22 protein-coding genes are annotated in these 19,378 nt (G+C 51.4%); 8 read left to right on the top strand and 14 right to left on the bottom strand.

Annotated elements, in window-relative coordinates; genetic code table 11:
* Window positions 1-114 precede the first annotated feature (114 nt).
* From fabI to EDM59_RS20280, 3 genes are all read right to left on the bottom strand, one after another.
* Entirely contained in the window at window positions 115-888 is a 774-nt protein-coding gene (fabI, locus tag EDM59_RS20285) for an enoyl-ACP reductase FabI (protein ID WP_092267590.1), read from the bottom strand.
* A 90-nt stretch (window positions 889-978) separates the two neighbouring features.
* A complete protein-coding gene (locus tag EDM59_RS31155; protein WP_183192974.1) occupies window positions 979-1,140 on the bottom strand; it encodes a hypothetical protein in 162 nt (53 codons plus the stop codon).
* 70 nt (window positions 1,141-1,210) lie between these two features.
* Window positions 1,211-1,933 carry a ZIP family metal transporter gene (locus tag EDM59_RS20280; RefSeq protein ID WP_122925286.1) on the bottom strand — a complete coding sequence of 241 codons (723 nt, stop codon included), beginning with the start codon at window positions 1,931-1,933 and terminating at the stop codon, window positions 1,211-1,213.
* 232 nt (window positions 1,934-2,165) lie between these two features.
* Between EDM59_RS20280 and EDM59_RS20275 the strand changes: the two genes are divergently transcribed.
* Together EDM59_RS20275 and EDM59_RS20270 are read left to right on the top strand one after the other, a co-directional pair.
* Entirely contained in the window at window positions 2,166-2,780 is a 615-nt protein-coding gene (locus EDM59_RS20275; protein WP_092267588.1) for a MerR family transcriptional regulator, read from the top strand.
* A 114-nt stretch (window positions 2,781-2,894) separates the two neighbouring features.
* Window positions 2,895-3,983, top strand: a complete 1,089-nt coding sequence (locus EDM59_RS20270; protein WP_122925285.1) for an HD-GYP domain-containing protein — start codon at window positions 2,895-2,897, stop codon at window positions 3,981-3,983.
* A gap of 44 nt (window positions 3,984-4,027) precedes the next feature.
* On the opposite strand, the gene EDM59_RS20265 is transcribed toward EDM59_RS20270, so the two are convergent.
* Window positions 4,028-4,702 carry a TerC family protein gene (locus tag EDM59_RS20265; protein ID WP_122925284.1) on the bottom strand — a complete coding sequence of 225 codons (675 nt, stop codon included), beginning with the start codon at window positions 4,700-4,702 and terminating at the stop codon, window positions 4,028-4,030.
* Between the two features lie 130 nt (window positions 4,703-4,832).
* Here EDM59_RS20265 and EDM59_RS20260 point away from each other — a divergent pair, with 130 nt between their 5' ends.
* The 5 genes from EDM59_RS20260 to EDM59_RS20240 all read left to right on the top strand — a co-directional run bounded on the left by EDM59_RS20260 (window position 4,833) and on the right by EDM59_RS20240 (window position 8,681).
* Window positions 4,833-5,354: an ADP-heptose synthase gene (locus EDM59_RS20260; protein ID WP_122925283.1), complete on the top strand. Its 522-nt coding sequence runs from the start codon at window positions 4,833-4,835 to the stop codon at window positions 5,352-5,354.
* A 161-nt stretch (window positions 5,355-5,515) separates the two neighbouring features.
* Window positions 5,516-5,725: a hypothetical protein gene (locus tag EDM59_RS31150; RefSeq protein ID WP_183192973.1), complete on the top strand. Its 210-nt coding sequence runs from the start codon at window positions 5,516-5,518 to the stop codon at window positions 5,723-5,725.
* Window positions 5,726-5,851: 126 nt separating this feature from the next.
* Window positions 5,852-6,994, top strand: a complete 1,143-nt coding sequence (locus EDM59_RS20250; protein ID WP_122925281.1) for a DUF3626 domain-containing protein — start codon at window positions 5,852-5,854, stop codon at window positions 6,992-6,994.
* Between the two features lie 227 nt (window positions 6,995-7,221).
* On the top strand, window positions 7,222-7,701 hold the full coding sequence (locus tag EDM59_RS20245) for a chemotaxis protein CheW (RefSeq protein ID WP_092267582.1): 480 nt from the start codon (window positions 7,222-7,224) through the stop codon (window positions 7,699-7,701).
* 104 nt (window positions 7,702-7,805) lie between these two features.
* Complete coding sequence (locus EDM59_RS20240; RefSeq protein WP_122925280.1) at window positions 7,806-8,681, top strand: M23 family metallopeptidase; 876 nt, start codon at window positions 7,806-7,808, stop codon at window positions 8,679-8,681.
* Between the two features lie 101 nt (window positions 8,682-8,782).
* On the opposite strand, the gene EDM59_RS20235 is transcribed toward EDM59_RS20240, so the two are convergent.
* The 7 genes from EDM59_RS20235 to EDM59_RS20205 all read right to left on the bottom strand — a co-directional run bounded on the left by EDM59_RS20235 (window position 8,783) and on the right by EDM59_RS20205 (window position 15,124).
* Window positions 8,783-9,451 carry a hypothetical protein gene (locus EDM59_RS20235; RefSeq protein WP_122925279.1) on the bottom strand — a complete coding sequence of 223 codons (669 nt, stop codon included), beginning with the start codon at window positions 9,449-9,451 and terminating at the stop codon, window positions 8,783-8,785.
* Between the two features lie 49 nt (window positions 9,452-9,500).
* The gene (gene thpR / locus EDM59_RS20230) at window positions 9,501-10,097 is read right to left on the bottom strand and encodes an RNA 2',3'-cyclic phosphodiesterase (protein WP_122925278.1); all 597 of its coding nucleotides are present in this window, start codon (window positions 10,095-10,097) and stop codon (window positions 9,501-9,503) included.
* Between the two features lie 99 nt (window positions 10,098-10,196).
* On the bottom strand, window positions 10,197-10,685 hold the full coding sequence (locus EDM59_RS20225; RefSeq protein ID WP_122925277.1) for a hypothetical protein: 489 nt from the start codon (window positions 10,683-10,685) through the stop codon (window positions 10,197-10,199).
* A gap of 149 nt (window positions 10,686-10,834) precedes the next feature.
* Window positions 10,835-11,875, bottom strand: coding sequence for a hypothetical protein (locus tag EDM59_RS20220; RefSeq protein WP_122925276.1), 1,041 nt, complete (start codon window positions 11,873-11,875; stop codon window positions 10,835-10,837).
* Between the two features lie 2 nt (window positions 11,876-11,877).
* Window positions 11,878-12,678: a 5'/3'-nucleotidase SurE gene (surE, locus tag EDM59_RS20215; RefSeq protein ID WP_122925275.1), complete on the bottom strand. Its 801-nt coding sequence runs from the start codon at window positions 12,676-12,678 to the stop codon at window positions 11,878-11,880.
* Between the two features lie 81 nt (window positions 12,679-12,759).
* The gene (locus EDM59_RS20210) at window positions 12,760-13,173 is read right to left on the bottom strand and encodes a tellurite resistance TerB family protein (protein WP_092267904.1); all 414 of its coding nucleotides are present in this window, start codon (window positions 13,171-13,173) and stop codon (window positions 12,760-12,762) included.
* 139 nt (window positions 13,174-13,312) lie between these two features.
* Complete coding sequence (locus EDM59_RS20205) at window positions 13,313-15,124, bottom strand: SgrR family transcriptional regulator (RefSeq protein ID WP_122925407.1); 1,812 nt, start codon at window positions 15,122-15,124, stop codon at window positions 13,313-13,315.
* A 130-nt stretch (window positions 15,125-15,254) separates the two neighbouring features.
* On the opposite strand from EDM59_RS20205, the gene EDM59_RS20200 reads away from it, so the two are divergent.
* Window positions 15,255-16,469 (top strand): MDR family MFS transporter, encoded by a 1,215-nt coding sequence (locus EDM59_RS20200; protein ID WP_122925274.1) that lies wholly within the window; start codon window positions 15,255-15,257, stop codon window positions 16,467-16,469.
* Window positions 16,470-16,547: 78 nt separating this feature from the next.
* Here the strand turns inward: EDM59_RS20200 and EDM59_RS20195 are convergent, their stop codons facing one another.
* Genes EDM59_RS20195 through EDM59_RS20185 form a run of 3 tightly spaced genes read right to left on the bottom strand, consistent with a single transcriptional unit; the run spans window position 16,548 to window position 19,348 of the window.
* Window positions 16,548-17,345 carry an ABC transporter ATP-binding protein gene (locus tag EDM59_RS20195; RefSeq protein WP_092267574.1) on the bottom strand — a complete coding sequence of 266 codons (798 nt, stop codon included), beginning with the start codon at window positions 17,343-17,345 and terminating at the stop codon, window positions 16,548-16,550.
* Window positions 17,338-18,267: an ABC transporter permease gene (locus EDM59_RS20190; protein WP_122925273.1), complete on the bottom strand. Its 930-nt coding sequence runs from the start codon at window positions 18,265-18,267 to the stop codon at window positions 17,338-17,340. Before EDM59_RS20190 ends, EDM59_RS20195 begins: the two co-directional genes overlap by 8 nt.
* 28 nt (window positions 18,268-18,295) lie before the next feature.
* Complete coding sequence (locus tag EDM59_RS20185; RefSeq protein ID WP_122925272.1) at window positions 18,296-19,348, bottom strand: ABC transporter substrate-binding protein; 1,053 nt, start codon at window positions 19,346-19,348, stop codon at window positions 18,296-18,298.
* Window positions 19,349-19,378: the final 30 nt, after the last annotated feature.

Raw genomic sequence — 19,378 nt, 5'->3', positions numbered from 1 at the left:
GTAAATCAAAAATTCTTCCATATTCGTAATTAATGGAAACATAAAAACAGGCTCCCTTCCTCGCATTTACGTAAAGTGTGCGCGAAAGGTGAGCCTGTTATGCATGTATCGCTATTAGCCGGCGACGATGCTGTAGCCTGCATCTACGTGCAGAATCTCTCCCGTAATCCCGCGAGACAGATTGCTGAACAAAAATAACGCCGTATCCCCTACCTCGGATTGATCAATCGTGCGCCGTAGAGGAGCTTTTTCTTCAATTTCCTTGAGGACAGCATTAAAATTGCGGATTCCTTTAGCGGCAAGCGTACGGATCGGGCCAGCCGATATCGCGTTGACGCGGATGTTTTCCTTGCCCAAATCATTGGCCAAATAACGAACAGATGCATCCAGAGCAGCTTTGGCTACGCCCATCACGTTGTAATTCGCAACGGCACGCTCTCCTCCCAGATACGTCATGGTGACGATGCTGCCGCCTTCTGTCATTAGCGGACGAGCTGCGCGTGCCACCGCAACCAGCGAATAGGCACTGATATCCTGTGCCAGCGCGTAGCCATCTCGGGACGTATTGACGTACTCGCCCTCCAGCTCTTCTGTTTTGGCAAAGGCGATGCAGTGAGCCAGTCCATGAATGACACCGACTTGTTCGCGAATTACGCCAAAGGCTGCCTCTACGTCCTCGTCCTTTGTCACGTCACAATTGACCAGCAGCGACTCCTTGCCCAGCTTGGCAGACAGCTCGGCCACGTTTTCACGCAGACGTTCTCCCTGGTAAGTAAAGATCAGGTTGGCACCAGCCTTGTGAAGTGATTGGGCGATTCCCCAAGCAATGCTGCGATGGTTAGCCACTCCCATGATTACGATGTTTTTCCCCTCTAACAATGTATTCATAGTACGCATCTGCCCCCTTCCAACTTATCCCACATTATAACCGATCTTGTCCACGGTTACGAGAGTGAGAAATGGGACAGATTTCCACTATCATTCGCTGTCAGACGAGATCCCTGTCGAATTGTCTGCGTACAAGTCAAAGCCCCACCAAGGCTCCTCCAACGGGTTCAAGGAAGTGCCTATTTCCGGGAATTCGGCCTGCCTCTGCATGATCAATTCCTCCAGCTCTCCCGCGCCCTGTTTATCATTCATTTGTTCCTGCCTCCTTCTTGCACAGTCCATCCAGTCATTCTTTCCTTAGACTGGCAAGTTCAGGCTCTGTTTATGCATGCGAATGGCCGCCGGATAAATACGCTGCCAGCATCATATACGCCAAAATTGCGCCAAAAAAGTAAACGCCCAGCTGTGCTTTTCGCGCATGGTGAATGTACGGAACGAGGTGACTGGCTGAGACGTATAAAAAGATACCCGTTGTCATTGCCAGCATTACCGGAGACCAGTCCGGGGGAAAGATACGCTCCACGGCCCCCATGCTGCACGCTCCGACAATGGTGGCAATCCCTAGGGAGGTCGCCCCCCAAAATGCTTTTCGGCGCGAGCGGGTCGCGGCGAGCAGCAAGGACGCTACGGTCACACCATCCGGGATTTTGTGCAGCAGCATCGCGAGCAAAACAGACATCCCGACTTCCGTATCCATCCGCATACTTGCTGTGAGCGATACACCCTCGACAAATGCATGCATCAAAAATCCTGACATCACGCCAATCATTCCTGTGGAGCCAAGCTCTCCCCCCGACTTCCCGATCATTTCAATCGCAAAGAGCATCCCGAAACCAACCAGGACAAACGGCATCATCCGGTGATTTTCCCCTTCAAGCACATGCGGCAGCAGATCCAGTATCGTTATCGCCAAAAGCAGGCCTGCCCCCGCGCTGATCATGGCAAACAGGGCCTCTTCCGACCAGGCGCGCAAGCACAGCAGAAGCCCGCCGATACTGCTTGCTGCTGCAGCAGATAGTAGAATAATCCAGAAGACAGGTGACATCGTGCAGTCCTCTCCTCGTCTTTGCGGGTAGGCGATTCATCCCTTCATTGTACGCGCCTGTCCCGGTCATTATGAGCATGTACGCCATTTTGACAAAAAACGCAGAGCTGTCCAAAACAGACGAATTCCCACTACTTTTTAGAACCTTTGTCGATTCTCTCTTTCCCGGAAAAAAATGGTGCTATAATGACTCCACCGGGAATATCTGGGGGAAAAAAAGGAGTGATTCGGGATGGATGTACAAGTTTGGATGGCTTCGAAAGAGGTAGCTGATCGCCTTGACGTGCATGTTCGTACATTGCGCAACTGGCTGGACTTGTTCGTACCGGCACATGAACGACTGAAAAATCCGCAGGGTCACTATTTGATCAGCGAAAACGGCTTCGCCTTATTGAAAGAAGTAAAGGAACGAAAAGATAGCGGGAACAGCTCGTTGCGTGAAATCCAGCGCCAGCTGATCGATGAAGGTCGGATTCCGGAAGATCTCCTCCTATCGGACGAGCTGTCTTCCGTAGAAGAGACCGCCATTACTGTAGCGGCTTCCAACAAGCTGGACGCGGGCATGCAGGAAATGGAGCGCAGTGTGCAGGAGACACTGGTTCAGTTTCAGCGTGAACTTACGCAGCTGACTACCTTGAACACGATGCAGTCGACGATTCTGCAAAAAATTACGGACATCGAAGAAATGCAGGAATCGCTGCGTTTGGAGATTCGCCGTGTCACTTTTGAAATGGACCTGATGCAGCAGCGCTTGACACGGCGCAAAGAGCGCTATGCTCGCCATGAGCCTCGCTGGTCACTGAATCCGTTTCGCTGGTTTACCCGATCGGATCGCGCAGCAGAATAGAATCTAGGGAAACGGTAGTCTCCTCCCCTTCCTTGTGCTATATTGGAACTAGCGGAATAGCCAGAATATCAGGACGATTTACACTTCAACAAGAAAAGGACTGGGACCATCGTTGTGAGAAAATTGCATATTTCCTCGGTAAAGCCGGGCGATATAGTAGCGAAAAGCGTGTTTCTCGAAAACGGAAATGTTCTGCTGGGACTTGGAGTAGAACTGACGCAGCGCTATATCGATCGGCTTGTTCAATTGGGTATCGACACCATTTATATTCAAGATAAGCATACGGAAGATATCATTCCTGAAGAAGCGATACGTGATGAAACCCGAAAAGATGCCGTTGATGCGGTCTACAAAACGATGACGGGCTTGATGGATCAGCCCTTGGTCAAACGCCGAACCTCTTTGCCCGACTTCGGCAGCACCTTTCAAAAGGTATTCAAAGAGATCATTACCGACCTGAGCAGCCGCCGCGATGTGCTCGTCAATCTCTCCCATCTTCACGTACTTGACGGCTACTTTTTTCATCACGCGGTCAATGTAGCTGTACTTGCGGGAGTTGTAGGGCTGGCAAAAGGCTATAACCAACAGCAGCTGATGGATCTGGGGATTGGCGCTCTTCTCTTTGATATTGGCATGACACAGGTTCCCAAAGAGCTATGGAGTCAAAAGCTGGAGCTAAATGCGGAGGAACGCAAACGAATTCAGTATCATACGGAGGAAGGCTTCAACATTTTGCGCGGCCAGTACAATATTTCGGTGGTGTCTGCCCACTGTGCCTTGCAGCATCATGAGCGCTACGATGGAACCGGATACCCTCGGCAGCTGACAGACACAAACATCCATGAGTACGCCCGGATCGTTGCCATCGCAGATGTATATGACGCGCTGATTTCCCCTCGCCCCTTTCGCAACAGCTATTCGCCCAGCGACGCGACGGAGTTTTTATTTGCGACAGGCAACTCCTATTTCGACTTGGATCTGCTAAAGCTGTTCTTGCAGCACGTCGCCATTTATCCGGTAGCCTCTACGGTGAAGTTGAATACCGGGCAGGTGGGGGTCGTGTCCCAAGTCAATTCGCTGGCGGTGAATCGACCGACGATCCGCATTTTGCATGAACCCGATGGATCGAATGTCGCATCCCCTTACGAAATCAATCTATACGAGAAAGAATGGATGAGCGTCACGATCGTCCAAACGATGTAAGAACATAGTATAAGCTGAGACCTCGTGCGTCTCAGCTTTTCCTTTTACTCCGCATGTGCCTGGTCGTGGTGGCTTCGTTGCCAGTAACCGAGAAACAGCACTAGCGCAACAAGGACAATTTTGATAACAGCTTCCAGGCCACTGTACGGGGAAAGCCAGTCTGCGATGATCTCTTCATTTGTAATCATGTTGGCTGCTGCCCAGGCCAATACCGCAGAGCCCAGGTAGACGAGCCAGTTAAACCGCTCCATAGCTTTGAGTATCAGCTGGCTTCCAAACACCATGAGCGGCACGCTGATAATGAGCCCAAGCACGATCAATACGATGTTGCCATTTGCCGCCCCGGCGATAGCCAGAACATTGTCCAGCCCCATCATCACATCGGCGACTACGATCGTCTTGACCGCCTGCACGATATCCTCACTGGACTCGATCTGACTGTCTTCGTCCTCTTCCCGCAGCAGATTGTAGCTGATCCATAACAAAACAGCCCCACCCACCAAGTACAAAAACGGGATTTTGAGCAAGTAAACCGCCAGCACAGTAGCGATTACCCGGACAATCACAGCCAGGAAAGTCCCCCAAAGGATTGCTCTTTTCCTTTGCTGCGGGGCAAGCTTGCGGCAAGCGATCGCAATTACGACGGCATTATCTCCACTCAGCACAATATTGATGGTAATAATGATGAGCAGCGATGAGACAAATGCGGAATCAAACAAGGATCATCCCTCCGATACTTCACTTTCTTGCGGTCGATGAGGAAATGGGAAACCGTGCACTCTCTCCCCTTGTCTGGGGTTGTTGTAAGTACAGGAATTCAGTATGATTGTAAGGAGGAGGGTTGTCGAAATGTCGAAACAATTCGTTACCGAAGCGATCATGCTGGCTATCTACGGGGAGCTGATGTCCCCATCGCTACCGGTAGAATATCTGATACCCGCGTCGACAATCTATGAATTGGACGAGTTTATCCAAAGCCCAGAACCTATCATGCCCTACTCTGGCGACGATCAGTACGTACGGAAGATCATGCAGGAAATGAGTCAGTTTTTCCATGATCCGTTCAACCGCAAACGTTTGGAAAAAGGGTTGATCGCTCCGTGGTCCAAGGTGCCTTTTACCTTTCCGAATGGGGTCACGCTGACCATCATCAAAGTGGAAGACAACGCCATGTGGGGAGAAATTTTTGATCCTGTCGAGACACAGCTTTTGCTCACGTCCATGCGATTTGAAGTCCCGCTGATCACGGACCAGCCGGACTATCAGGATCGGATTTTGGAATATATCGTACCCGTTCAATTTTATGATGTGGATGACTTTGAATTTGCGCTGGAACAGGGAATTTCGCTTAGCGAGCTGAAGGAACCCTGAGGAAGCCCGATAAGAACGAGCAGACTGACACGCCACGGCTTGTCAGTCTTTTTTTGCTTCTTTCCTTTAGTATGGCTTTTTTTTTGAAAAGAATTGGCTCTTTTCTTACCATCGGGAGTACCCCTTCAGCTTTTGGCACAATCGCTCGGATACGAGGTGAAATGGGATGCGAAAAACGCAACCTACCATCTGTCTGTAACGAATGCCAAGTACTGGCGAGCTCGACCAAGCTCCTGAAAAAGACGCAAGGCACCCATAAAGACTTCATTCTCGGGGATTCCATCCGCCTTCCCTATCCGGTTCAGACTGACCGAGAACAGGTGACGAAGCTGATGGCGGATGATTATACATATCGGATCAAGATTAAATAAATGCCCTACGACAAATGCACCCTTCATTTGGGTGCATTTTTGTCTGTCATGTGCCAAAATAATGATTTTCATGGCAAAAGGGATGCACTACAATGGATAAAAACGCTTGGAAGACGAGTCAGGAGGATGCACGTGGATCCATACGCCCATCAGTCAAAGCAGCTATGCTCACAGAATTCGTTAACGGCAGCACAGTCTTTTGCCATGCAGTTTGTCCAAAACCAATCCACGCTTTTGCAACAACAAATGCGTGAACAAGCAACGTCCATCCTGCAGAATGCTGGCGTAGACTTTGTAACGGTGGAGGATTTGCTGACCAACATCCGACAGCATGCTCGTGTCACACTCAGCTTTCATCCAGATCGAATCCTTCCCGCTGGCATTTCCGTAGTAGAAGGACTTTTGGCGACTGGCATCTACAAAAGCCAATTTGAAACCGGCGTGACCAACGGTGGCCGTACTGCCTATCCCGGTGGGGATCGTGATCGCTGGGAGGAGAAATTATTCGGAGGCGCCTACCAGTCATCGGCCGTTCAGGAAAAGGAACGCCCTAAATACGGTGCTCTCAACCTCATGAACTATGCGGATGGCGCGTCCCCGCGATTTGGCTCCTGTTATATTCAGCTGCGCCCTCACCTGCTGCAACGTTGTACGTTTACGTTTGGTGACAGCCATACCGGACCGGAGCATTTCGGAACGGCTGATTCTTTCGACGCGATCCTTGCCGCTCTATTGCACAGCGTCGAAACCACCAAAGAAGCACTCGGCTCGCCGAACATGGACGTACCAGCCGTGGTCCATCAGCTCCTAACTTTACGGGCAAATGGATTTCAAGAGGCGAATCACCGAATCGGGCGCGCATTGGACGATTACATCGAAGCGCAAATCCACGGGGATATCGATCTTGGTACCGATGTCGAAGCGATTTTTGCTGATCCTTCCTACCAAGGTACACACATAGCCAGCAAGCTCCAGCTCCTAGCGGACAAGTACGCCATCGAACTCGTATGGCATCCGGGCTTTGTTCTTTCTGTGAGCGACGTGCCCGCAGATTTTCGCGGTCCTGCTATGCCGCCATTCGCGGCAAGATTGGATCAACGGTACGGCGCATCTTCTGGAGTGCTCGATGCCGCAACGATTGGCAGAGCGGCCGCCGACTTTTCCGATCACCCGGACAACTGGAAAGACTGGGGCGAGCCCAATGAGACATGGCAGCATTTAAAGCAGATCTGGCACGTGCTGGTGCGATACGGAAGACAAGTCAGCTGAAGCAATAGGCTGTGGGGTATGACGTCAACAGCGGAGTCCATGACTTTACCTTCTGGTCCATGGCTCCCGTTGTTTTGATAGGTAGGGTAACCGGACGGATTGCGGATCGCGGCTGGACAAAACCCGCAAGCCTTGTGCTTGGACAAGTGAAAAACCATCCCCGTTCAGGTTTGTCCATGCTACAATATGGGTAAAGAATGGAAAGAGATTCGGGGAGGAAGTGTCATATGGAACTTGTGAAGCAAAATCACGGATCGCAGTGGGATACAGAAGGGGCAACTGCCCAATCGATCCTTTTCAAGATGGGGAATGAGTATTACGGCCTCTCCATTTCGCTCGTGCGGGAAATTATCAAGCCGTTGCCTGTGACGCGTTTTCCCAAGTCGCCTGCGTACGTAGAAGGGGTAGTCGATTTGCGTGGACGCATCCTGCCAATCATCAATCTTCGCACCATGTTCGGGCTGGAGCCTGTCGCAGAAACAGACGATACTCGCTTCGTCGATCTCCAGCTGGAAGGACTGGATGTGGGCATCATCGTCGACGCTGTCTCCGAGGTCATGAATATTCCCCAAAAGCTGATTGAAGCTGCGCCTCCACTCATCGCCGGCGTGGAAGGCAAGTATTTGCAAGGAATTGCCCGCTTGAACGACAAGCTGATCATGCTTCTGGATATCGACGAGATTTTCGGACAGTGGAAAAAGAAATAATACACATCAAACCCAGTACGGTCTAATCGGACGCTGGGTTTTTGTTTTCGAGAAACGAAACCTCGCTTCATCCGTACTATTTATCCGAATGGAGTGTGATTCCTTTGGAACGACATGATCGTGCTGCTCTGGCAGACTGGATACCTGCCGCCTTTCTGTCAGGGGCATACCAGCAGCTCTACGAAGCGTGCAGCCTCTCGTTTCGAGAGCAATTGAGCCTGGAGGAGTTTGGCACGTTTGCTTCCCAATTTCACCAAGGGGTAAAGACTTATCAAGCACGCCCTGCCTCCATCGTCCCTTGGGGCGGCGCACTTCGTATCGTCTGGGTGGACGAGAGTGGGCAGAAAGGGTTATCTACCGCGATCAGTCAAAGCGGTGAGATTCTCGGTTTACGCCTCACCCATCTGAGCTCTTTTCCTGAAACCGACGAAGCCTTATCAAAAGGAACCTACCGGCTGCCCTTTACCGGGGAGTGGTTCACTTATTGGGGCGGCACAAACGAGCTGGTCAACTACCACTACGCCTATCCGAGCCAGCGCTATGCGTTTGACTTTCTCGTCATGAAAAACGGGCAAACCTACCTAGGTGATCCCAAACACAATGAAAGCTATTTTGCTTTCGGACAGCCGATCCTCGCTCCCGCTTCTGGAACCGTCCTCAAGGTGTCAAACGCTGTAGCGGACAACGAGCCTGGCATCGTCAATGAAGCGTATGCGGCCGGCAACTTTGTGGAGATCGACCACGGCAACGGAGAGTACAGCCTGCTTGCCCATCTCAGATGCGGCTCGGTCACTGTGCAGACGGGCGATTCAGTCTTGCAAGGACAGCTGATCGGGCAATGCGGCAACTCTGGCAATTCCAATGAGCCCCATCTACATATGCAGGTATCGGATTCCTCCGATCTCCTGCTGGCCCGATCCGTTCGCATCCGTTTTGCAGGCATTGACCGGATTGAACAGGGGGATACCGTTCGCGGTTAAGGCTCTGCCAAGCCTAAGAATCGTATACATTCTCCCCGTATAATAAACAGAGGAAGGCAATGTGCACGTCGCCACATCGCCCTCCTCTTTTCTTTTCTTTTCTATTCTCTTCCCCCGCTTGCCAGGTAAGCGTAATTGACCCAAACCATCTCTTCGATGCCTAGAATCTCTTTGAACAGATCGACTGAATCGTACAACAACGAAGCGCCAGTCTCTTCATCTACATCCGTCAACAGCTGCAAGTCGAACAACGAACGAAGCTGTTGCACTTGCTTGGGGCCAACGATGCGCTGAAAGGACTGTGGCTTAATCCTGGTAATTCCTTTGCCTACTTCTCGCCGATACAGCTCCGAGCGTACTACCCGGTCCAGGATGTCTTCGTACTTTTGCCGCACTTCGTCACTTTCTCCGATGCCTTCCTGCAGGTCGATTTCCGGATACAGTCGGCCAAATTCCTCTTCGGCCATCTCAACATCCAGCGAGTAGCTGATCGTCCCCGATGACACTTCGTAGCCAGCATCGAACAACCGAAATCCCCAGCCATTGTCTTCTGCGTCGTGAAACCATAGCAGCGGCACAAAATGCTTTGACAGCTGCAGGAGAAATTGCAGGGTTTCCGATCTTTCCAGCCACTCGTCCTGCAGGAAAAAAGCGTTCCAGTCGCCGTTGACGTTTCTATGGAAGTACGGCTTTTCTGTCTTGGACAAGGCTATCAGTACTTTCGGTTCGTATTTGCGTGGATAAAGAATGCCGGTCGTGAACTCACCCATCCGTTTTCCACCGCTTTCTGGAAGATCTCCACTGGTCTCTTCTTCCAGTCTATTCAGGCACCGCTTGTTTTTTGCTGTGTTCTTTATCAAACGTGCTTGTGTGGATAATCGAATGTACCGCTCCCTCCGGCTTTAGCTCGGACTGATACAAATGGACATGCTTCGCCTGCCACTGTGGCGGCTCGATCGCCAAATACCGCTCGTTCCACTCCAGCAGGGGCAGCCCGCCTCCCTGACCATGCGGACCGCGGGCGAGGGTGATATGGGGACGATACCGTTTTCGATCATAGGAAAGACCTTCATGCAGATCAAAGCGCTTTCCCAGCAACAGGTGCAGCTGCTTCAAAGGATTCGTCTGGCCACGCAACCCCAGCCAGAGAACACGAGGATGCTCCGCATGAGGGAATGCGCCAAACCCTCCGATCCGCAGCGAAAACGGATTGATAATGGCGCTGACGATATCCATGTCTTCACAAATGGCTGGGAGCAGCGACTCAGGCACTTCCCCCAAGAAATGCAAGGTGAGATGGAGATTGTGCAAGGATTGCCAACGATCAGCAGTCACTTCCTGCTGCAGCCGCTGTTGAATATCCGTTATATACGCTGCTGCATGCTCAGGTATATCCAGTGCAACAAATAATCGCATACTCTCATCCTTCTCCCTTCCCGCCTTTTGCTTCCTCCCCTAAAGAAGGAAAAAAGCTCTCCTATGTTCGAGAGCTTTTCGGTCTACATTTTATGGTGATCAGGCGGCCTTCATGTTACCCGTTACGATGCCCAAGACGCAGCGTACATATTCCCCCAGCCTTCCCGTGCCCGGTTGATAGGAAAAGCGAATCGTCAATTCCACATGCCCGATATGCCCTTCTGGGGGAATGTTCCAAAACAGGTCCACTTCCCCGTAAAGAATTTCTTCGATGCGCTGTTTCTTGTGTTCGATATCTATGTTTGGATCGTGCGACAGGGAAAACTTCATCATGATCGCAAATTGATCTTTGGAAGGCAGTCCTTCGTTTCGCAGCTGCAGCTTGCCGTGGATCGCGACGACCCCATACTCGCCCCACAGTGTGTACTCCAGCAACGCCTGGAATTTGGGTTGGACCTGCAGCTCCAGAGCCGGCAGCCCGCCTTCAATCGTAAGTACATGACTCTCAGCCAGTTGTTCAATCTCCTCTTGAAAACGGTGAGCGCAATCGGAAACGTACTGTAGTATATCGGGTTGAACAGCGTACATCGTTGTCACCTCTCCCCAGCAGATTGTCTGTCCTACCTACTTCGAAGTTTTCCTTGTCGTATCCTTTGTTGAATTTTGACTTATTTACCCATATTTCATCGAAGCCGAAAACATTCCTATGAAAATCCGTTTTCACAATGTTGCCATGATTATAGATAAGGATTAAAACTGCCTGAAAACGCTTCCTGATGCAGTTCGAACATTCGTGCCTGTACCCTTTCATCCAGCTCCAATTGATAGAGACGACCTCTTTCATAGCGCAGGAGGGGAAAGGCGCCTAGGCGTATGGGGAGCACGTCCTCGCATCGAATAAAGGCAGGCAGAGTCATGAGAAAACGGGCAAATGGATTGGACTCGTCCTCTGACGTATGAATGACTTCAAATAGATCCGAGAGCATCGGCGTGACAACGAGGGAGAGGTGCTCGCCCTGCTGAGCTGCCCAGACGGTGAAGGACGAGTCCCTCACTTCACTTCGGGCGTGCCTGCGCATGACCCACACTGCCTGCTGAACCGTCCGCATCAACAAGTGTTGTGCTTCCTCTTCACCGTGTGCTTCCAGCATACTTTTGTAATCCAGAACAAAGGCCATTCCCTCTTCTTGAAGCACTTCGGCGGGGAGAGCAAGCCCAGACATCGTCTGCGTCTCTTCCTCCCTCACCTCGGCAGCTTCTGGCAGCACTTCGGGCGTTCCCTCGAACAATGCCCGGATCATTCCCTCCGCACGCTCGATTTCCTCTGCCGAAAAGGAGATCGACTCGGTAAAAATATGCGTCAGGCGCCCTTCCTCGTATGCCAGATAATGCAGAGGGGTCGCCTCTTGCCTGAGGATCGCCTGTGCCATATGGCGTTCTTCCCTTTGCAAAATATCAAAGCTGAGCGGAAAACCCAAAGGCTCCAGAGGATTAGAAAGCGTCCAGATGACCGCAAGCAGTTTGTTCTGGTACGTCTTGAATTCCAGCGATACAGCATCCCGCGTCTGCTCGCTAAATGCATCCACCGATTCGAAGACAAGGTACAGCTCGACTACACCTTGCGAATTTAGGCGAGCAAAATAGGGGAGCCCTTCGTCACCAGCCAGTCTGTACAAATCGGAAAAGCGGTCAGGATCCAGCCGTTCTCCCATAGTGTGAGTGCTCGGCGACAGCCTGTTTGCATCTGGCTCAATCTGTGGCTCGTACTCCTCTGCCATCTTTATCCCTCGCGTTTCCCCCAGGATTTGATGAAAGTCCATTCATCCAGCTGTTTGAGCAGGTCGCGGTCCGTAGCGTCAATGTGCACGGGTGTAATCGCGATGTAGCCGTGTTTGAGCAGGTCGTAATCGTACGGCTCAGCAAGCGGCATGACTTCTGGATATTCCCGTACCAGATAGTAGCCGGCACCTTCCTTATTGTACTTGTCTTCATAATGATTCAAGGACAGGGAAGCTGGCACAATCCCCTTCAGCTCTTTTTGCGGCACATGCGGAATATTCACATTCCAGAATACCTGCTGCGGAAGCTCGCCCTTTTTCGCTTTCTCACTGAACTCTTGAATGAGGGGCTGGATCATTTCCACCACTTCCCCGTAGTTATCCTGATCAAACCAGTTATCGTAGGACAGAGCTATGCCAGGTATTCCGAGAATGACCGCCTCACGCGCGCCGCTGCACGTCCCTGAATAATAGATGTCTCGTCCCAGGTTCGTACCGACATTGATGCCGGAAAAAACAATATCCGGTTTTTGATCGTCCTCAAACAAGAGGTGGTACGCCGCTTTCACACAGTCGGCGGGATTGCCGTTAATAGCCCAAGCTTTTACAGGAAGACCGTAGAAATCGTGCTCTTGCGGTTCCAATGCACTGCGAAAGGTAACCCCATGACCTACACCGCTTTTTTCTTCCTGTGGTGCAACTACGTAAATCTCCGCACCCTCCAGTGTCAGCAATGCTTCGGTCAGACGTTTGATACCCAGTGCATCAATACCGTCATCGTTCGTAATCAAGATCCGCAACATAGATTTGTCCTCCTCTTTCGCTAGCCTTCTCCTTATTGTACCAAAAAAGGTGAAAGGACCCCAATTTGTTTGGGGCCCTTTCTAATTTGCTACGATATCATCCCAGCGTTCCCGCCATTTGATCCCGTCAATGATCCATTCTTCTACCTGTGCCTGCTTTTCTTCCGAGATACCGATCAAGCAAGCAATCCTCCCGATCTCCTTGGATTCCTTTGGAGACAGCTTGCGGTCAATTAACGCCATGTGATACAGCTTGCGCATCATCATCAGCTTTTCGGATAAAGGCAAATCCACCAGATCTTCGGCGATCACTTCCGGACGTTTCGGATAATCCATGTCGTCCATCAGGATTTGTCTCTCCTTGAGGGTGAAGTGCTCCGAATTCACCAGCTCATGTATGCGGCTTACTTCTTTATTTCCTATATAACCATCTGCATGACCTACGCAGATCATCAAGCGAATGGATGCAAACACGATATGTTTGTCCTTTTCCATCTTCGTGTACAACGCGTTTCCCCCTCGACCGTTTTGTCTGACTGATAAGATTTTGTTCTTAATAACGGTAATCACTCTACGTCTAATTATACGTTGAAAAACGAAAGCGGTTTCACACTAAAATGTGACAAATTTTCAGCTATGGCTGAACGAACACTCGGGAAAAGTCAACCCAGCCATACGCGTCCAGACAAATTCCGGACAGTTGCGGATGTGCACGCATTTCGATACGGTTGGAATACAGCGGGACAAACGTATGTCGGCCAAGCAGTATTCCCAGGATCGCTCTCATCGTGTCCGCTCTCTGTGTATCGGTTGTCAAAGCACGCATGCGGCTGACCTGCTGCTCGACCTCTTCCCGACCCTCCTTATCCAGATGATGGCGAATGCTCAAGGCGTCCGCATAGAGAAACTCCAAAAGAGACAGCTCCAACCGCTCGTCCACATTTGCACTATCCACGATCAGGTCTGCTTCCTGCAGCCTCTCCGAACGTGCCAGCTCCTCCGGGTCAACATAGACGATTTCAATCGCGATCCCGTATTGTGCGCATCTGTTTTGAATCCAGCATGCGTCTTCCACATGATCCGGATCAGGGTAGGTGCAGAGCAAAAGCGGTTCCCCTGTATGCCTGTATGGCCCATGCTCATCCAGCACGGCGTCTGGCTGCCTAGTCTCCTCCTGCAAATCGGAAAGGGCATCTCCCCATGCCTCCACTGGCTGCCTTGCCCCTTTCAGCTCCGCTCGCAGCATGGCTCCAGATAGGATAGCGGCGAGTCCCGCACGAAAAGAACTCCGGTGCAGCGGTCCAGGTTTATTGGCATTAAGACTGACGTATTGAAAGCTTTGCTCATGGCGAGAAAAGCCTCTCCATTCCCCTTCCTTGCTTGTCGGGGCGATCCCTGCACCAGCCACGGACCGCAAAAGGTGCATCTGATCCGCATCCGATCCAGCCTCCATCTCCGGTACGCACCACAGCTCTACCCGATCGAGAAACGGGCGTCCCGCAAAATAGGGCTGAAACGCTTCCAGGACGAGCATGGAGTCGTCGTTGCGAACGACTTTAAAAGGTCCCGTGCCAATCGGCCAGCTCTCAAAGCCCGCTCCCATCTTCAGGGCATAGTCCTGCGGCACAATCGAAGCGTACTCTTTGCTCAAGGCATGCAAAAACAACCGATCGGGCTGCCGCAAGATCACTTTGACCGTATACTCGTCGAGTGCTTTGACAGATTCGATCGAAGCTGTCGTCCAGCGATGTCTCGATTCTGCTCCTGAGCTTCGTTCCAACGAATAGCACACATCATCCGCAGTGAGCGATCTGCCATGATGAAACAAAACCCCTTTGCGCAAACAAAAAGTCCATTCGACACCACTTTCGTCCGATTCCCAGTAAAAAGCGAGCGCTCCGACAACGGTTTTCGTGACGGGATCAAAACGGACCAACGTATCAAAAACGTGTTTGACCACATGCGTCTGTGAACGCAGCAGGACTCGTATGGGATCGAGACAGCGAAACGGTCGATCCACAAAAAAGCGCAAGGTATCGATACGCCCCCCTTGTCCCCGTTCCTTTTCCCTGGAAACGCGAAGCCCAAACTGACTGCTCATCCACAAGGAATAGGCCTCCTCCAATCCTGCCCACTCCCTTTGATACTGCTGGATCAGCTGTCGAGAAGTGTGAATCTCGCCTTTTTGAACGAGCTCCTTGGCTGCCGACATCACCAGATCCTGTGGAGCCAAATGGCAAGTGAGCATCGAGCGGTTTCCTCTCCCTCGCCCCGGCTGCCACTGCAGCCAGCCATGATTTTGCATCTTTTTTAACGTCCACGTAGCATTGCGCTGCGTACAAAACAGAATGGCCGCCACTTCCGCCAAAGCGATTTCCTGCGGCACTCCCAGCTCTTTATTTGACAGACCCGCAATCAAGCGCGTGTATTGTTCGACCAATTGCATAGGATCACCACCGATTCTTTCCGAAAAACATGAAAAACTTTGCGTCCTAATCGTACGCTTTTTCTCCTCATTATACCAACGTAAAATGGGACGAAACCATTTCCCGCAGCAGAAAGAAAGGATACTCGCCATGAATGACATTCCTCTTTGCCTCAGACGCCTGATCGCTACTTATCCACCTATCTTATGGGTTCGGCTGTTTGGAGAAACACTGACTTCTCTGTCCAGCGCCATGATTGCTCCATTTTTAGTCCTGTATCTCAGTGAACACATGGGCGGGTCCATTACCATGACCATGCTCATTATTGGGCTGCAGCCTTTTTCCGAAATACTGCTTACGCTGTTTGCCGGTCGGCTGACGGACCGCTTCCGCCGAAAGAGTGTAATGCTCGTGTCCCTTCTCATACAAGGAGCAGCTATGCTCGGAATGGCTTGGGCAGACTCGATGGCCGCCCTTGGCTTGCTCTACGTTTTGAACGGAGCAGGACGCTCCTTGTTCATTCCAGCGAGTCGGGCTCATCTCGCCGATTCCATCCCAGAGGAACAGATGGCTGGCTCCTTTGCCTTACTCAACACCGCAAGCAGCATCGGCGCCGTACTCGGCCCGCTCGCAGGTGTACTCCTCTACCGATACGATCCTGCGCTTGCCTTTTTGTTTACTGCTGCTTCCCTGTTCCTGTATGCGGCAGCCCTGTGGAGAAAAGTCCCCCATGCAGAGCCTTCTTCCGCTACGTCCGAAGAACATTCGGCAGCGCATGAGAAAGGCACTTGGCACGCGTACCGCCCAGCCTTTGCGATCATGCTGCTGTCGGTGCCCATCAGCTTGTTCTACGCCCAAATGGAAACGAATCTGCAGCTTCATTTTCGGCAACGCATACCGAATTATTTGCAAACATTGGCTACCTTGGTTTCAATCAAAGGCGTGCTCCTGATCTGTCTCGAATTTTGGCTGGTCAAAATTACGCAGCACTTGCCGACTCGTCTGTTAATCGGCGGCTCCTACTTTTGTTTTCTACTCGTAGCTCTCGGCTATGGGTTCACCGATTCCTTGCCTGTCCTCATCGCCCTACAGCTGGTATGGGTACTCGGAGAAAGCGTTGGTCTCACGCAGCTGCTCACCTTCGTTTCGAAAATGGCGCCACCAGCCATGCGAGGCCGCTACTTTGCGATCACAGGGACGCATTGGGACATTTCCCGCACCTGCGGACCGTACCTTGGCAGCTTGGTCTTGCTTCATTTCGGCGGCCCTACCCTGTTCTTCCTCATCGCGATGGTTCTCTTCCTCGGCGGCTGCGCGATGTATGCCTACTTTCGCAAAATGGAAAAGAAGCTCGCCCACTCGTAGACGATTCTACGGTGGGACAGCTTCCCGCACAAAAAAACATCCCGATCCACACTTTCATGGAATCGGGATGTTTGGCTTTTAGGTAAGCAAGAAGCGGTCTTCGTTGAAGCTTTCCCCGCCACGAGCGGTTTCAAAAGCTCGGAGCAGATCTTGCGGCTTCATAGTACGTTTTTTCTCATCTGGGATGTCGAGAATAATCCCGCCATCATGCAGCATGAGCAAACGATTTCCCATGTTCAGTGCCTGCTCCATATTGTGTGTCACCATGATCGTCGTGAGCGAATAGCGTTCGACGATCTTCTCCGTCAGATCGACAATCAGCTGAGCCCGTTTCGGGTCGAGCGCCGCCGTATGCTCATCGAGGAGCAGGATCTTTGGCTCTGTGAACGTCGCCATCAAGAGGCTGAGCGCCTGACGCTGACCGCCGGACAGAAAGCCTACCTTTGTTTTCAAGCGGTTCTCCAGACCTTGATCCAGCTGCTTCAGCTGCTCGCGGAACAGCTCCCGCTTGTGGTTATTCACCCCGAAAGAAAGCTTGCGGCCTTGACCGCGTGCCAGAGCAATCGCCAAGTTTTCTTCGATTGTCATGTTTGGCGCCGTCCCTGCCATCGGGTCCTGAAACACGCGGCCGATTAGGCTGGCACGTTGATGCTCACCCAGCTTCGTTACATTTTTCCCATCGATGGTGATGGTACCTTCATCCGGCAGCATGCCACCGGAAATCATATTCATCATTGTGGATTTCCCGGCCCCGTTACTCCCGATGACCGTAATGAATTCGCCACGTTTCACATCCAGATTGACATTGCGCAGGGCAATTTTTTCATTGACGGTGCCCGCGTTGAACACTTTATTTACGCCTGAAATTTTAAGCATCGCCAGATCCTCCCTTCATCGCACGTGCCGGCTTCTTCCAAACCGCTTTGGCAATCGTCGGTACGGTCAATGCGATGATAACGATCAAGGCAGTAATCAGCTTCATATCGGACGGATTCAGACCCGCCTGCAGAGCCAATGCGATCACGAGACGATAGACGATCGAACCTAAAATGACAGCGAGCGTCACTCGAAAGATCGAGGAGCTTCCAAACAAGACTTCTCCGACAATAACAGAAGCAAGACCAATCACAATCATCCCGATCCCCATTCCGACGTCGGCAAAGCCCTGATACTGGGCTACCCAGGCACCGGAAACCGCGACCAGACCGTTGGAAAGCGCCAGACCGACGATCGTTGTCGTATCGGTGTTCACCCCGAAGCTGCGGATCATTTTCGGATTGTCACCCGTTGCCCGCAGATCCAGACCCAGATCCGTATGCAGGAACCAGTCGATCGCCAGCTTCAGAACCAACACTCCTACCAGGAACACGATAGCCACACCGGTGAGGATCGTCACACCGCCAACAGCCAGGTTTGGAACGCTCAGATCCTTCACATAGGTGAACAAGGTGTCTTCGCGCAACAGCGGCAGGTTGGCTTTCCCCATGATACGCAGATTGATCGAATACAGCGCGATCATGGTCAGGATCCCAGCCAAGAGGGCGTTTACCTTCCCTTTCGTATGCAGGACGCCGGTAAAGGCGCCTGCCACACCGCCGACTACAAAAGCCAGCAGAGTAGCCAGGTAAGGATTGGTTCCATCGATGATGAACTTCGCTGCGATCGCACCGCCCAAGGCAAAGCTACCGTCTACGGTCAAATCAGGTACGTTTAGAATGCGAAAAGTTAAATAGACGCCCAGGGCCAATATTCCGAATAACAAGCCCTGTTCGATTGCTCCCATTATTGCCAGATTCATAGAAGAAGTCCTCCCGTTACTGCATGTATTACTCTACCACTTCTCCTGCGCGGTCGAGCATCGCTTGCGGAATGGTCACTCCCATTTTTTCCGCAGCTTTCTTATTCAATACCAATTTCATATCGGCTTGCATTTCCACTGGCATATCGCCTGGTTTTGCTTCGCCTTTCAGGATTTTCACAGCCATGTCAGCCGTTTGTGCACCCAGCTTGGTGTAGTCGATACCGTAAGTAGCGATCGCTCCGCTCTTCACGGAGTTTTCTTCACCCGCGATCACTGGAATTTTTTGAGATTCAGCAACACCCAGTACAGCAGCGATGGAGGAAACAACCATGTTGTCTGTCGGAATGTAGTATGCATCTACTTTGCCAACCATGGACTCAGCAGCCTGCTTTACTTCTGTAGCGCTCGTGATAGCAGCTTCTTGGATCGTCAGGCCCAGCTTGTCTGCAACCGCTTTGGCTGCGTCTACTTGTACCTTGGAGTTTACTTCTCCAGAGCTGTAGATAATTCCTACCGTTTTTGCATCAGCTTTCATTTCCTTGATCAGCTTCAGTTGCTCTTCCACTGGGTTCATGTCAGAAGTACCTGTTACGTTGCCTTCTGGTTTTTCCATGGTTTTCACGAGCCCTGCTTCTACTGGATCCGTAACCGCTGTGAAAAGGATCGGAATTTCTTTGCTTGTTTGTGCTGCCGCTTGCGCCGTTGGTGTTGCGATTGCCAGCACCAGGTCTACTTTGTCAGCTTCGAATTTTTGTGCGATGGAGATCGCTGTATCCATGCTTGCTTGCGCAGATTTCAGATCGATTTTGATTTGTTTGCCATCCTCGTAGCCGTTTTTCGCGAGCTGTGCCACAAAGCCTTCACGTGCTGCGTCCAACGCTGGATGCTCAACGAATTGGGAGATCCCAATTGTCAGCTGCTTGTCGGCAGCAGGAGCTTCCTGCGTGCTTGCTGCAGGCGCGGTGCTTTGGTTGTTAGCCGGAGTGGCGCTTTGCTGTCCACACGCGGTGACGGACAAAAGCAACAAGGGAAATAAAAAACTCTTCATCATTTTTACTGTTTTCTTTTGTTTGAACATTTGATCAATAAACCCCCTTAAAAATTTTTT

It is taken from the genome of Brevibacillus nitrificans (assembly GCF_003710965.1).
Taxonomy (GTDB): Bacteria; Bacillota; Bacilli; order Brevibacillales; family Brevibacillaceae; genus Brevibacillus; species Brevibacillus centrosporus.
This window is presented reverse-complemented; position numbering and strand designations above follow the sequence as displayed.